Origin of the sequence: Streptomyces himastatinicus ATCC 53653 (genome assembly GCF_000158915.1) — a bacterium.
In the GTDB taxonomy this organism is placed as follows: Bacteria; Actinomycetota; Actinomycetes; order Streptomycetales; family Streptomycetaceae; genus Streptomyces; species Streptomyces himastatinicus.
On record NZ_GG657754.1, the window covers coordinates 9590777 to 9604765 of the forward strand.

The following is a 13989-nucleotide window of genomic DNA, read 5'->3' on the forward strand; positions in this document are numbered from 1 at the left end:
TCGTCTACCTCACCTTGTGGTTCCGCTCCGGCGACCGGGCCGTCGCGCTCGGCTGGCTGGTGCTGGCCCAGCCCATCTCGTTCATCTGCGGCGGGCTCCTCGGCGGGCTGATCCTGGACCACACCGGCTGGTTCGGCATGGCGGGCTGGCGCTGGCTGTTCATCCTGACCGGCGTCCCCGCGGTCCTGATGGCCGTCGTGACGTACGTCTTCCTCCCGAACTCCCCGGCGACCGCGCGCTGGCTCGCCCCCGCCGACCGCGACTGGCTGCGCGGTTCCCTGGAGGCCGAGCAGGGCACCGGCCACGACGAGGGCATCCGGGCCCAGCTCGCCGCCCTGCGGAACCCGCGTGTGCTGCACCTGGCCGCCACCCATCTCGCGCTCGCCGTCGGCACCTACGGGTTCAACCTCTTCCTGCCGCTGATCATCAAGCAGATCAACCCCGCCTACTCGGCCACCAACATCGGCTTCACCGCCGCCATCCCCTACATCTGCGCCGCGCTCGCGCTGCTGGTCACCGCCCAGCTGTCCAAGCGCGCCCGCGAGCGCAAGTACCTGGTCGCCGTACCGCTCGCCATGGGGGCCATCGGCCTCGCCGCGGTCATCGCCCTGCGGAACCACCCCGGGCCCGCGGTGGTCGCGCTCGCGGTCACCGGGATCGGCGCCTTCGCCTGGCTGCCGCCGTTCTGGGCGCTCACCACCGACAGCCTGTCCAAGACCCACGCCGCGGTCGGCATCGCCGCCATCAACTCCATCGGCAACCTCGGCGGGTTCTTCGGCCCGTACATCGTCGGCAAGGAGACCGACGGCGAGACCGTCACCGCGGGCCTGCTCATCCCCGTGGTGTCCCTGGCCGTCTCGGTCGTGCTGATCCTCCTGTGGCGCAGCCCCGCGCGGCAGCCCGGCTCCGAAACCGGCCCGGCTGCGGTGGCCGACACACCCGCCGCCGCCCACTGACGCACCCGCGTCCTACCGAAAGGAGCCGACCGTGTCAGCCGCCACGTCGCTCATGTCCCTCCTGGACGGCCCCGGCATCGTCCAAGCCCCGGGCGCGCCCGACTCGGCCACGGCCCGTCTCGTCCAGGCCGCCGGCTTCCCTGCCGTCTACATGACCGGCTTCGGGGCCACGGCCAGCCGACTGGGCACCCCCGACATCGGGCTGCTCACCCAGACCGAGATGACCGAACACGCCCGCAACATGACCCGCGCCGTGACCATCCCGGTCATCGCGGACGCCGACACCGGCTACGGCGGCCCCTCCAACATCCACCGCACCGTGCGCGAATACCTCCAGGCCCAGGTGGCGGCCATCCACCTGGAGGACCAGGTGGCGCCCAAGCGCTGCGGCCAGATGAGCGGCATCCGGCTGATGGACGAGGACGAGAGCGCCAACCGGATCGCCTGCGCCGTCGAGGCCCGGGGCGACGACGACCTGCTCGTCATCGGACGCACCGACGCCCTGCCCGCCGCCGGGATCGAGGAGGCGGTACGCCGCGCCAACCGCTACCGGGACGCGGGCGCCGACCTGGTCTTCGTCGACGGCATCAAACGCGTCGAGGAGGTGGAGGCCGTCGCCAAGGCCGTCGAAGGACCCAAGGTCGTCTCCATCGTGGACGGGAACGAGACCACCCGGCTCACCGCCACCGACCTGGCCGACATGGGGTTCTCGCTCGTCTTCTACGCGGTCACGGCGCTGTTCACCGCCACCCGGGCGGTCGCCGACGCACTGGACCACCTGCGCACCGCCGGAACCCCCGCGGGCGGCCCGGCCCAGCACACCTACGCCGAGTTCTGCGACCTCGTCGACCTCGGCTTCCACCAGGACCTCGACCACCGCTACGGGAGCTGAGCGCCATCATGTTCACCGTGGTCGTCACCGACTACGAATTCGCCGACCTCGAGCCCGAGCGGCAGGTCCTGGAAGCGGCCGGACTCAACCTCGTCCCCGCCCAGGCCCGCACCGAGGACGAACTGATCGAGATCTGCGCCGACGCCGACGCCGTGATCAACCAGTACGCCCCCGTCACAGCCGAGGTCATCCGCAACCTGAACCGCTGCCAGGTGATCTCCCGCTATGGCATCGGGCTCAACACCATCGACGTTCCGGCGGCGACCGCCGAGGGCATCGCCGTCGCCAATGTGCCGGACGGCTCCCTGGAGGAGGTGTCCGACCACGCCGCCGCGCAGATCCTCACCCTCGCCCGGGGGCTGCACCGCTACGACGCCGCCATCCGCCGGGGCACCTGGGACTACACCGTGGCGAAACCGCTGCGGCGGCTGCGCGGACGCACGCTCGGGCTCGTCGGATTCGGCCGCATCCCACAGCGGCTCGCCGAGAAGATGGGCGGCTTCGGGATGACACTCCTCGCCCACGACCCGTTCGCCGACGCCTCCCGGGCGGCGGCGCTCGGCGTCCGGCTCGTGGACCTCGACACCCTCTGCCGCGAGTCCGATGTGGTGTCCGTGCACGCCCCGCTGACGGCGGACACGGAAGGGATGATCGGGCCCGGACAGTTCGCCGCCATGAAGCCGACTGCCTGCCTGGTCAACACCGCCCGCGGCCCGGTGGTGGACGAGACCGCGCTCATCGACGCGCTGCGCTCGGGACGTATCGCAGGTGCCGCGCTGGATGTCTTCGCACACGAACCCATCGGACCCGACAGCCCGCTGGCGCGGTGCGAGAACGTGGTCCTCACCCCGCACACCGCCTGGTACTCGGAGGACTCCGAGATCGAGATCCGTACGAAGACGGCCCGCAACGTGGTAGAAGTCGCCCAGGGACGGCTGCCCACGTACCTGGTCAACCACGACGTCGACCACCGCGTCATCGCCGCCCCGCACAGCATCGCCCGTTGACAGGAGGACGTTGATGACGCCAACGACAGCGGTCGCCACGGTCTGCCTGTCGGGAACCCTGGACGACAAGCTCACCGCCGCGGCGGACGCCGGTTTCGCCGGGGTGGAGATCTTCGAACCCGATCTCGTCGCCTCCCCGCTCGCCCCCGCCGCGATCCGCGACCGCTGCGCCGACCTCGGCCTGTCCATCGACCTCTACCAGCCCTTCCGCGACCTGGACTCCACCTCGCCGGACCGCTTCGCCGCCAACCTCGGCCGCCTGGAGCGGAAGCTGGAGGTGATGCGGCAACTGGGCACCGACACCCTGCTGGTGTGCTCCTCGGTCTCCCCGGACGCGGTCCCCGACCCGGACCTGCTCGCCGGGCAGCTGCACACCGCGGCCGAGCGCGCCGCGGAGCACGGGCATACGCATCGCCTACGAGGCCCTCGCCTGGGGCGCCCACATCAACACCTACGAGCGTCGTGGGACGTGGTCGCCGCGCGGCCACCCGGCGCTCGGACTGTGTCTGGACAGCTTCACATCCTCTCCCCGCGGCTCGGACCCGGCCGGTATCCGGGACATCCCCGGCGAGAAGCTGTTCTTCCTCCAGCTCGCCGACGCGCCCCACCTCGACATGGATGTCCTCCAGTGGAGCCGCCACCACCGGCTCTTCCCCGGCCAGGGCGCCTGGGACCTGTCCGCGTTCCTCGACCACGTCCTGGCCGCTGGCTACCGCGGGCCGCTGTCGCTGGAAGTCTTCAACGACGTCTTCCGCCAGGCCGACCCGGGCCGCACGGCCATCGACGCCCACCGCTCGCTGCTGGCGCTGCGGGACGCCACCGCCCGGAGCGGGAATGTGGGCGCCGTACCGGCCGTGCCGAAGGGGTCCGCGCCCACCGGCGTCGCGTTCGCCGAGGTCGCCGTCGACGCGGAGTCCGGGCCGCTGATCGCCCGGGCGCTGGCCGGGCTCGGTTTCACCCACACCGGCCACCACCGCACCAAACCCGTCCAGTTGTGGACCCAGGGCGAAGCCCGGCTCCTCCTCAACACCGGCGTCACCCGCCCCGGCGGCGCGATCAGCGCCCTGGGCCTGCACACCGCCGACCCCGGCGCCTCGGCCGCGCGCGCCGAAGCGCTGCTCGCACCGGTCCTGCCCCGCACCCGGGGCCCGGCCGAGGCCGATCTCGCCGCCGTCGCGGCCCCGGACGGCACCGAGGTCTTCTTCTGCGGCACCGGGGACGACTGGCTGGCCGACTTCACGCCCGCCGCAGAAGAGCCGGACCGGTCCGGCGCGGGCGTCACCCGCATCGACCACATCGCGCTCACCCAGCCGTTCGACCACTACGACGAGGCCACGCTCTTCTACCGCGCCGTCCTCGGCCTCACCCCACAGCCCACCGCCGAATACGCCGCCCCCTTCGGCCTGGTACGCAGCCGGGCCTTCACCGACCCCGCCGAGCGGGTCCGCATCGCGCTGTCGGTCACCCTGCTGCGCCGGGGCGACTGGGCGCCGCCGGTCGCCAGCCCCCAGCACATCGCCTTCGCCACCGACGACATCGTGGCGACCGCCCGTGCCGTACGCGACCGCGGAGCCCCCCTGCTGGCCGTCCCGGACAACTACTACGACGACCTCGACGCCCGGCTCGGCCCCGACCCGGCGCTCCTGGCCGACCTCCGCGAGTTGGGCATCTTCTACGACCGCGACGCCGACGGCGCGTTCCTCCACTGCTATACGGAGATCCTGGGCGGCGCGGTCTTCTTCGAACTCGTCCAGCGCATCGGCCGGTACACCGGCTACGGCGCCCCCAACGCCCCCGTCCGCATGGCCGCCCACCGCACCGCCCGCCTCGCCCAGGCCGGGCCGGATCCGGCGATACGGCAGCTACGGTAACGTTCGGGATACTCATGGACATACGCGCTGGGAGAGGCATGGCACGCACGACGGGCGGCGGACGGTCCTCCTCGCTGGCCTCCGAGGTGGCACGCCGCCTCCGCGCGGCGATCGTGGACGGCGAGTTCGACCTCGGCGAGGCGCTCTCCGAGGACGGTCTCGCCTCCGCCCTCGGGGTGAGCCGCACCCCGGTCCGCGAGGCCCTGCGCATGCTCCAGCTCCAGGGCCTGGTCGAGATCGTGCCCAAGTCCGGGACGTACGTCTTCCAGCCCACCGAGGACGAGATCTTCGAGCTGTGCGAATACCGCACCACCCTGGAGATCCGCGCCGCCCAACTGGCCCTCGAACGCAACCCGGAGGCCGCCCTCGCCGCCATGCGCCGCGCCGTCGAGGCCATGACCGACGCGCTGGCGGGCAACAACACCAAGGCGTACGGCATCGCCGACACCGCCTTCCACGAGGCGTTCTTCGCCCACTGCGGCAATCGCTACCTCAGCGACGCCTACCAGATGAGCCTGGCCCGCGTATCGGCCCTCCGCGTCCACCTCACCTTCCTCGCCACCACGGAACCGGCGCGCTCCTTCGAGGAACACCGGCGGATCATCGAGATCTTCGCCGAAGGGCGCCTGGCGGAACTGGAGGAGATCCTGAAGGCGCACATCATGCGGACGCGCGAGAACTATGTGCTGGCCCTGCGCGACCGTGCCGCCCGCGACACCGAGTCCAAGGCGGCGGGCCTCCGCCGCAAGCTGGGCCTGTCCAGCTGACCGCTCACTGCTTCCAGGGGATCGTGAGCCAGGGGCTGGTGGGGTCGGTGGTGAGGATGCGGTGCGCTTCCAGCATGTCCTGGTACCAGCTGCCGAACTCCTCCTCGTCGAAGTGGAGGCAGCGGCCCAGGATGTAGGACGCGGAAAACTCTTCCCAGGAGCGGTAGTTGGCCCGGCCGAGCCTGCTGGCACGGAGGATCGCGTCCTCGGCCTCCCGCTGGTCGCAGTAGCGGGCGCCCAGCCCCCAGCGGGCCATTCCGACGGCCCGCCCGTAATCCCATGCCTCCACGGTGGGGATGAACTTCCCCTCCGCCAGCAGCCCGTCGGCGCGGAAACGCTTCTCGTAGCGGGCGATCCGGCCGATGAGCCGCTGCACCCCCGCGATCTGCGCCGTCACGTCGGCGCTGTCCCGGGGGCCGACCTTGGTCACCCCGTCGGCGCTCAGCCGGTACTCGGTCCCCTCGGCGCCCCGCCGCAGCACCTTCTCGGCCGCCTTACGCCACTGGTCCACCTCGACGTGTCCGCCGAACTCCCGGGACAGCGCCCGCCGGACGCCGAGTACGAACTCCCAGGCGCCGCTGATTTGGTCCGCCTCGAGCAGCTGCTCCTGGTAGTGCCGCCACTCCTCGCGGCTGGTGATGCCCCACCACTCCTTGAGGCGACCCTTCTCCCCGGTGTAGCCCGTGCCGTGGTAGGCCCTGGTGTTCCACAGATCACCGTTGCTGACGGACAGCAGCCCGATCAGCCCCAGCCCGTGCGCCAGCGCTCCCGAGGCCCGCATGTCTCCCTCCAGGGCGCGCAGTCGCATCTTGTCGTGGGACCGGCCGCAGTCGCATTGCGCGAGACGCTGCACATGCTGCCGCCACAGGGCGCGATGGGCCGGTGTCGCGGGGAAGAACACCTCGCACGGGCTTCCCGGATTGACCACGATCCATGAGATCGCGCTGTCCTGCCATCTGTCCGCCAACCAGTCCAGGGAGGCGTAGGTGAACACGGTCTCCGGGTCGGGAGCGGGCAGCATGCCCTCCGTGAGGAGGGGCAGGCAGTTGGCCCGCACCTGGGAGTACCAGTAGCCGTTTGACCGAACCCTCCCCGGATGGGCGTCGACCCACTCCCGGGATTCGGCCATGAAGAGATCCGCCTCGGCCAGCGCATCGAAGAACGCGGGCCAGTCACCGCGCAGTTTGGCCTCGTACAGCGTCCGCTCGACCACACCCGGCGCCTGCCATGCGGGCGGCGCCTGGTGTTCCGTCCGGCCGACCGCGATTCCCTCCCCGTCACCCATGACAGGAGACTCTATCGAGTGCCGGTGGCCCGTCATCCCCTACCCCGCGACCACCATCGCGAGGACGTACGCGACGAACGCGGCGGGCAGCAGCCCGAAGAGGGCGCCCGGACGGAGGAAGAGGGGCTTGCCGGGGGCCAGCCGGGAGGCGAAGGGGTCGGGGCCGGGGCCCGGCAGCTGCTCGATCTTCGAGTGGACCCGCCAATTCAGCAGGAGGGTGACGGGGTTGAACAGTAGCGCGGACAGCGGATGCCACCACCCCTGCCACAGCGTCAATGCGGTGTGCTTCCGGAGTAGCGCCGTGCCACAGGTCCGGCAGAAGTGTCCCTTCCGTTTCCGGAACAGCATGAAGAGGACCAGGCCCTGGTGGTGGCGGATCGCCATCTCGGCCGCGGGCGACCCGCCGCACAGCTGGCAGGCGAGCTGCTCCGGCGCGGCATACGGGGCCTCCGGCCCGGCCCGGCGCGCCGACGGGACGGGGCGAAGGGGATACCCCGGCAGCGGTCCCGGCAGCGGCGGCCGATCGGCCACGGGTTCGCCCGTTCCGTACCCCGTACCGGGAACCGCGCCATAAGGGTTGCTGCCGGGCAGTGCCGGCGGCGACAAGGACTTCCTCACGATGTCACCCTATGCGACGCGCCGTGCGCGGCAGAGGTCGCCCGTACGGGGCCGGACGCACCGGCCCCGTACGGGGGTTGTCCTCACTTGGGGGCGGCGGCCGCGCGCATCATCACGCAGTCGAACTCCACCACGCGTCCCGTGGTGTCCTCGCGCGTCACCGGGTACATGCCCGTGATCCCGAAGCCGCTGTCCTCGTACGCGGCGACGGCCTCGCTCATCCCGGGGCTCCCCTCGTAGAGCCGCAGCACCGCGACCTCCGACTGCAACCCCACGAACTCCTCGATCCGTTCCCCGGCGCCCGCGAACACCTCCAGGTCGTAGCCCTGGGTGTCCATCTTCAGATAGGGGCGGGGATCGGTGAGACCGGCCAGCGCCTTGTCCATCACGCTGTCCAGCCTGCGGATCTCGATCTCCTCCGTACGGTCCTTCGCGAACCGCCGGTAGCGCTCCTTGCCGTAGTCGCTGGCGCCGAGCAGGGAGTTCATCGTGGCCCAGCCCACGTGCATGGACTGGGTGGCCTCCTCGCGCCCGAGGGCGAAGGGGAACACCCACCACTCGGGATCGTCCTTGGCGGCCTTCTCCAGCTTCCCGAAGGCTTCCTCGGTGGGCTCGAAGGAAACGATTCTGCCCGTATAGCCGAGCTGGCGCAGGCGCCTGCCGTACTGACCGGCGTTGGCCCCTACGTCGAAGACGCAGTTCACCTCGTACTTCTCCAGCAGCCCGGCCACATGGTGGCCGCACAGATACGTGGCGGCCGCCAGCTGGAACGTCCGTTCGTCGGAGCCCGCGTCGTAGAGCAGATGGGCACCGGTATCGCCGAGGCGTACGTTCGTCCACGCGCCGGAGGGGTCGCCACGGCCACGGGCCACCACCCAGGTATCCGGCCGCACCCGTGTCACGGCATAGCGGCCGCTGCCGCGTGTCACCAGATCGGCCTCCCGGCCCACCGCGGTGCGCTTCCGCTTGCCGCGCCGGGAGAGCACCGCGGTGCCCGAACCGAGGTCGAGCACCTGCACGCCGAGCCGGGGAAGCACATTCAGCAGACTTCTGTAAAGGGTTTGCATCCAGACAGCCTCGCAGGTCTCAGCCCTTTCGGCTTCCCCTTACGGCCAATTGATTGACTTCTCTCTCGCTTCCCCGGCCCGGCCTCCTGTTTCTCCAGAAAAAGTGTGCCAAGCGGCCCGCCTGCCGAGGGCGGGCGGGTCGTGCTCGGGTTAACGGGAGGTGGCCGAAATTGGCCGGGATCGGGTAGCCGCGGCCGGGCCCACCCGGAACCAGTCGAACTCCGCCGCGCCGCTCCGGCCGACGGACGCCGGTCCGGTGGCGAAGAGTCCCACGGTCGCCCCGATCCAGGTACCCGCGGTGGCCGTGAACGGGGCACCGAGCGGAGTGAACCCCCGGCCGTCCGTGTCGGCCGCGAACCGGCACATCGCGCCAGGACCCACGGTCACCCTCAGCCGCACCGAGGCGCGCCCCCTGCCCAGCGGCACCGGCGGGGTCGCGTCCACCTCGGCCGCGTCCTCGTCCGCGGTGCGGCACACCAGGACGATCCGGTCGCCGTCGTGCCGCAGACCCGCCCAGCAGTACGTCGCGCCCAGCATGACCAGCCCGGCGCGGGCCTCCGCGGTCGTGGTGGACAGGGTCATCGAGGTCGTGGCCGTGAAGGATTCGGCGGGCAGCCGCTGGCCCAGTACGTTCGGCAGCAGCCGGAGGTCATGGCCGACCGTGCTGGGCCGGCAGGCCAGCGCGAGCCGGCGGGGGAAGTGGCGGAACGACCACCAGGCCGGGTCGGCGTTCGCCTGCCAGCTCCACTGCTTCCCCAGCTCCGGCCCGGTGAACTCGTCGCCGGTGGCGGGCGCCGTCACCCTCGTCCGGCCGTGGACGCGTGGCTTGGTGTGCACCAGCACCGGGGTGCCCCGGCCGCTGCCGTCGTCGTCGCCCATCACCGGCCAGCCGTCGGAGCGCCACCGCATCGGCTGGAGGTGCACCACCCGTCCGTAGGCCCCGCGATCCTGGAAGTGCAGGAACCAGTCCTCACCGCCCGGTGTGCTCACCCACGCCCCCTGGTGCGGCCCGTTGACGGGGGTGTCGCCCTGGGCGAGCACGATGCGGTCCTCGTACGGGCCCTGGACGGAGCGGGAGCGGAACGCCGACTGCCAGCCGCTGGTGACGCCTCCGGCCGGAGCGAAGATCCAGTACCAGCCGTCCCGCCTGTAGAGTTTCGGCCCCTCCAGCGTGGTGTAGCCGGGCAGTTCGTCGCCGTTGACGACGACGCTGCCCTCGTCGAGCAGGGCGGTGCCGTCCGGGCTCATCCGGTGCAGCGTCAGCCGGTTGTTGATGCCGCTGCGGCTCTTGGCCCAGGCGTGGATCAGATACGCCTGCCCGTCGTCGTCCCACAGCGGACAGGGATCGATGAAGCCCTTGCCCGGCTTGAGCGGATGCGGTGTGCTCCACGGGCCGCGCGGATCGGTGGCGGTCACCACGAAGATCCCGAAGTCCGGGTCCGGGTAGAAGATCCAGAACTTGCCGTCGTGGTGGCGCAGGGCCGGGGCCCACACCCCTTGGCCGTGCCGCGGTTCGCTGAAGTGGTCCCTGGGCAGCAGCTCGGTCAGGGCGTGTCCGATGACGGTCCAGTTGACCAGGTCGGTGGAGCGCAGGACCGGCAGTCCGGGGATGCGGTTGAAGGTGGAGGCGACCAGATAGAAGTGGTCGCCCACCCGGATCGCGTCGGGGTCGGACCAGTCGGCGTTGAGCACCGGGTTCTGATAGCGGCCGTCTCCCAGATCGGCCACCCAGGGCAGCCGCCCCCGCGCCCGGGCGGTCTGCGCGCCCGTTCCTCGTGGGCCTTCGGCGGCCGCCTCGGCGCGGGCGGTGCCACCGGCCGCGCCCAGTACCGCCGATGCCGCTGCCGCGCCGAGGCCGGTCCATATCACATGCCTGCGACTGTGCTGGCTCACTGTGGTCTCCGCATCTCGACATCTCGAACGGGGATGAGTACGTGTACTCGCTCCAGTAAGCGCTTACCGGCAGGAGTGTGGCAGCGGGGGAGTTTATGGGCAAGGAGCCCGGACATCCTGATCTTGCGTCAGATCCACCTGGCTGAGCCTCACATGAGGCGCACCGGGACAATGGGGCGCGCACGGTCCGCGCAGTCTCGGTCAAAGGAAATCGGATGAACACTCACGACTACGTCATCGTCGGCGCCGGCTCCGCGGGGTGTGTTCTGGCGGCCCGGTTGTCGGAGGACCCCGAGGTCCGGGTGGCGCTGATCGAGGCGGGAGGGCCCGATACGGCGCAGGAGATCCATGTGCCCGCCGCCTTCCCCCAGTTGTTCAAGAGCGAGGTCGACTGGGATCTCCATTCGGGCCCGGAACCGGGGCTCGGTGGCCGCCGGACCTATCTGCCCCGTGGCAAGGTGCTGGGCGGCTCCAGTTCCATCAACGCGATGATCTATATGCGCGGCAACCGTGCCGACTACGACGGCTGGGCCGCCGCCGGGGCCACCGGCTGGTCGTACGGCGAGGTGCTGCCGTACTTCCGGCGCGCGGAGGACAACGAACGCGGCGAGAATGTGTTCCACTCGGTGGGCGGGCCGCTGGCCGTCAGCGACAGCAGGTCCTGCCACCCGCTCGCCGATGCGTACATCGAGGCCGCGGTGCAGGCCGGGCACCCGCGCAACGAGGACTTCAACGGCCCGACGCAGTTCGGCGTCGGGCGGCATCAGGTGACCCAGCGGGGTGGTATGCGCTGTAGCGCGGCCGTCGCCTATCTGCACCCCGTGCTGGGGCGGCCGAACCTCACCGTGCTGTCGTCGGCCCGGGTCCACCGCGTGCTGATCGAGGGCGGCCGGGCCGGGGGAGTGGTGGTGGAACGCGGCGGCACGGTCGAGGTGATCCGCGCCGAGCGCGAGGTGATCCTGTCCGCGGGCGCCTATGAGTCCCCCAAGCTGCTGATGCTGTCCGGGATCGGGCCCGCCACCACGCTGTCGTCCTTCGGCGTCGACGTGGTGCGCGACCTCCCGGTGGGGGAGGGCCTCCAGGACCACTACATGGCGCTGCTGAACTTTCGTACCGATGTCGAATCGCTGATGACCGCGGCGAGCCCGGAGAACGAAGCGCTGCTGGCGAACGAGGGGCGCGGCCCGCTGACGTGCAACATCGGCGAGGCCGGTGGCTTCTTCCGCAGCCGGGACGGACTGGACGCCCCGGATGTGCAGTTCCACATGGCGCCGGTGCTGTTCCACCAGGACGGGCTCGCCCCCGCCACCGAGCACGGTTTCGCGCTGGGCCCGTGTGTGCTCGCCCCGACCAGCCGCGGCCGGGTGACGCTGGGCTCCGCGCACCCGGACGCCGAACCCAGGATCATGCACAACTACCTCACGACGGCCGAGGACCAGCGCTGCATCGTGCAGGGCGTCCGCATCGCCCTGGGGATCGCGGCACAGGACGCGTTGACCCGGGTCACCACCGGGCCGTTCGACGTACCGGATTCGAACTCCGACGCGGATCTGCTCGCCTTCGCGCAGCGGGCCGGGCAGACGCTCTACCACCCGACGTCGACCTGTGCCATCGGCTCCGTGGTCGACCCCGAGCTGCGGGTGTTCGACGTGGCGGGGCTGCGGGTCGTCGACGCCTCGGTGTTCCCGACGGTGCCGAGGGGGAACACCAACGCCCCCGTCATCATGGCCGCGGAGAAGGCCGCGGACCTCATCCGGGGCTTCCCCGCGGCGATACGCTGACGCCTCCCTCCGCCCGTACCCGTACGGGGCGGCTCAGCCGTTCCAGCTCTCGTCGTACGGGTCGCGCGGGGTCGGGACCGGTGCGGCGCGGCTGACGTCGATGTACGGGATGACACCCCCGCCCACCGGGTCCTTGGTCCGCTTGCCGGTGTAGGTGCCGGTGACTTCGAGCCAGGTGTCGGGCCGCAGGACCGGGGGAGTCCGCCCGGACAGGCCGACCTTGACGGGCAGTGCGTCGGCCGCGCAGCAGTTGAGGGCCATGCGCACCAGATAGGGCGCGCCGCGGCGGTCGAGGGCGACAAAGCCGGTGATCTTGACGTGCCGGTCGCGGAGGGAACGGCCGTGGTCGTAGACCGCGCGGCCCGCGTAGTCGGCCACGTTGAGGGAGATCGGGTCGCGGGCGGGGAGGGTGGGGAAGCCCCAGGGCGGCCGTTGCAGCGCCGTGCCCGCGTGCATGGCGCTGTAGGAGCCCAGCGCGGGCGGGGCGACCAGGATGAGGGCGAACAGCGGCAGCACCAGCAGCCAGGAGACACGTGGTTCGCGGTGCCCGTGCCCGTGCTCGTGGCCGTGCCCGTCGCGCTGTTGCCGCAGTTCGTACCAGACGGTGGCGACGGCGGTGCCGATCAGGACGACACCGGCCGCGAGCAGCAGCGGGCGCAACCCGGCCTTGACGTAACGCAGATAGAGATCGGTGAACCCGGCGTGCAGCACGGCCACGCCGAGGAGGAACAGCACCGCTGCCTGGGCCTGTCGGTTCACAGCAGCACCGCCCCGACCAGTGCCGACGCGAGGACGGCCATGGCGAAGGTGGCGGGGGCGAACCGCAGCGCGAACCCGCGGCCGAACGTACCGGCCTGCATGGCGAACAGCTTCAGGTCGATCATCGGCCCCACGACGAGGAACGCCAGCCGGGCGGTGAGCGAGAACTGCGACAGCGACGCGGCCACGAACGCGTCGGCCTCGGAACAGATCGACAACACCACCGCGAGGAGCCCCAGCGCGAGGATCGCCACCACGGGATTGCCCGCCGCCGTGTGCAGCCAGCTCGCGGGCACCACGGCCTTGAGGGTGGCCGCGGTCATCGCGCCCACGACCAGGAAGCCCCCGGCGTGCATCACATCGTGCCGAATCGACCCCCAGAACGCCGCCCCCTTGCCCAGTCCTTCGAGCGACGGGTGGGCCGGTGGCCGCATCCAGTCGGTGCGGCCCAGCCGCTGCCACAGCCAGCCCATCACGCACGCCACGAGGAGGCTCGCCGCGAACCGCGCGAGCACCATGCGGGGTTCGCCGGGAAACGCGACGGCCGTGGCGGTCAGCACGATCGGGTTGATGGCGGGGGCGGACAGCAGGAACGCCAGCGCCGCCGCGGGGGTGACACCCCGTCGTACGAGCGCCCCGGCCACCGGCACGGAGGCGCATTCGCAGCCGGGCAGCACCGCCCCGGCCATCCCGGCGACCGGCACCGCGAGGGCGGGGCGCCCGGGCAGCGCGCGGGCGAAGAACGACGGCGGCACGAACACCGCGATGACGGCCGACAGCAGCACCCCGAGGACGAGGAACGGCAGGGCCTGGACGACCACCGCCACGAACACGGTCATCCAGCTCTGCATCACCGGCGCGGACAACGCCCCGCGGACCGGCCCCTGGAGCGCCACCACCAGGACCAGCAGCAGGGTCAGTACGAGGGAGGAGTTGAACCGCCGGGCCCGGGGATCGTCCGCGTCGTCCCGGCGGCCGCCCCGGGCCGGGGGCGCTTTGGTGAGGGTCACGGGTGAGGTACCTCCGGCATGGAAGAGCGTCGAGGGTGGCTTCCCCTCGCCCTTCAGTACGCCGATTCGGGCACGGCTTCTCA

11 protein-coding genes and 1 pseudogene are annotated in these 13989 nt (G+C 71.4%); 6 read left to right on the forward strand and 6 right to left on the reverse strand.

All coding sequences use genetic code 11. From position 1 onward, the window contains the following. From SSOG_RS40530 to SSOG_RS40550, 5 genes and pseudogenes are all read left to right on the forward strand, one after another. Positions 1 to 956: MFS transporter (locus SSOG_RS40530; RefSeq protein WP_050800148.1), on the forward strand; the 956-nt coding region annotated here is incomplete at its 5' end. Positions 957 to 987: 31 nt separating this feature from the next. Next, positions 988 to 1848 (forward strand): isocitrate lyase/PEP mutase family protein, encoded by an 861-nt coding sequence (locus tag SSOG_RS40535; RefSeq protein WP_009720123.1) that lies wholly within the window; start codon positions 988 to 990, stop codon positions 1846 to 1848. 8 nt (positions 1849 to 1856) lie between these two features. After that, positions 1857 to 2855: a C-terminal binding protein gene (locus tag SSOG_RS40540; RefSeq protein WP_009720124.1), complete on the forward strand. Its 999-nt coding sequence runs from the start codon at positions 1857 to 1859 to the stop codon at positions 2853 to 2855. Positions 2856 to 2868: 13 nt separating this feature from the next. Then, positions 2869 to 4726 (forward strand): annotated as a pseudogene (locus SSOG_RS40545) (bifunctional sugar phosphate isomerase/epimerase/4-hydroxyphenylpyruvate dioxygenase family protein). A gap of 38 nt (positions 4727 to 4764) precedes the next feature. Then, positions 4765 to 5493: a GntR family transcriptional regulator gene (locus tag SSOG_RS40550; RefSeq protein WP_039939905.1), complete on the forward strand. Its 729-nt coding sequence runs from the start codon at positions 4765 to 4767 to the stop codon at positions 5491 to 5493. A gap of 4 nt (positions 5494 to 5497) precedes the next feature. Here the strand turns inward: SSOG_RS40550 and SSOG_RS40555 are convergent, their stop codons facing one another. From SSOG_RS40555 to SSOG_RS40570, 4 genes are all read right to left on the reverse strand, one after another. After that, complete coding sequence (locus SSOG_RS40555) at positions 5498 to 6778, reverse strand: DUF1266 domain-containing protein (protein ID WP_039939906.1); 1281 nt, start codon at positions 6776 to 6778, stop codon at positions 5498 to 5500. Positions 6779 to 6817: 39 nt separating this feature from the next. Next, positions 6818 to 7309 (reverse strand): hypothetical protein, encoded by a 492-nt coding sequence (locus tag SSOG_RS52795; RefSeq protein WP_050800149.1) that lies wholly within the window; start codon positions 7307 to 7309, stop codon positions 6818 to 6820. Between the two features lie 170 nt (positions 7310 to 7479). Then, entirely contained in the window at positions 7480 to 8463 is a 984-nt protein-coding gene (locus SSOG_RS40565) for an FkbM family methyltransferase (protein ID WP_009720129.1), read from the reverse strand. 150 nt (positions 8464 to 8613) lie between these two features. Next, positions 8614 to 10182 (reverse strand): glycoside hydrolase family 43 protein, encoded by a 1569-nt coding sequence (locus SSOG_RS40570; RefSeq protein ID WP_009720130.1) that lies wholly within the window; start codon positions 10180 to 10182, stop codon positions 8614 to 8616. Positions 10183 to 10571: 389 nt separating this feature from the next. On the opposite strand from SSOG_RS40570, the gene SSOG_RS40575 reads away from it, so the two are divergent. Further along, entirely contained in the window at positions 10572 to 12137 is a 1566-nt protein-coding gene (locus SSOG_RS40575; RefSeq protein WP_009720131.1) for a GMC family oxidoreductase, read from the forward strand. Between the two features lie 33 nt (positions 12138 to 12170). On the opposite strand, the gene SSOG_RS40580 is transcribed toward SSOG_RS40575, so the two are convergent. Both SSOG_RS40580 and SSOG_RS40585 read right to left on the reverse strand, forming a co-directional pair. Then, positions 12171 to 12896, reverse strand: coding sequence for a TIGR03943 family putative permease subunit (locus SSOG_RS40580; RefSeq protein ID WP_009720132.1), 726 nt, complete (start codon positions 12894 to 12896; stop codon positions 12171 to 12173). After that, a complete protein-coding gene (locus SSOG_RS40585; protein ID WP_009720133.1) occupies positions 12893 to 13906 on the reverse strand; it encodes a permease in 1014 nt (337 codons plus the stop codon). The genes SSOG_RS40580 and SSOG_RS40585 overlap by 4 nt, the downstream gene beginning before the upstream one ends. Positions 13907 to 13989 lie beyond the last annotated feature (83 nt).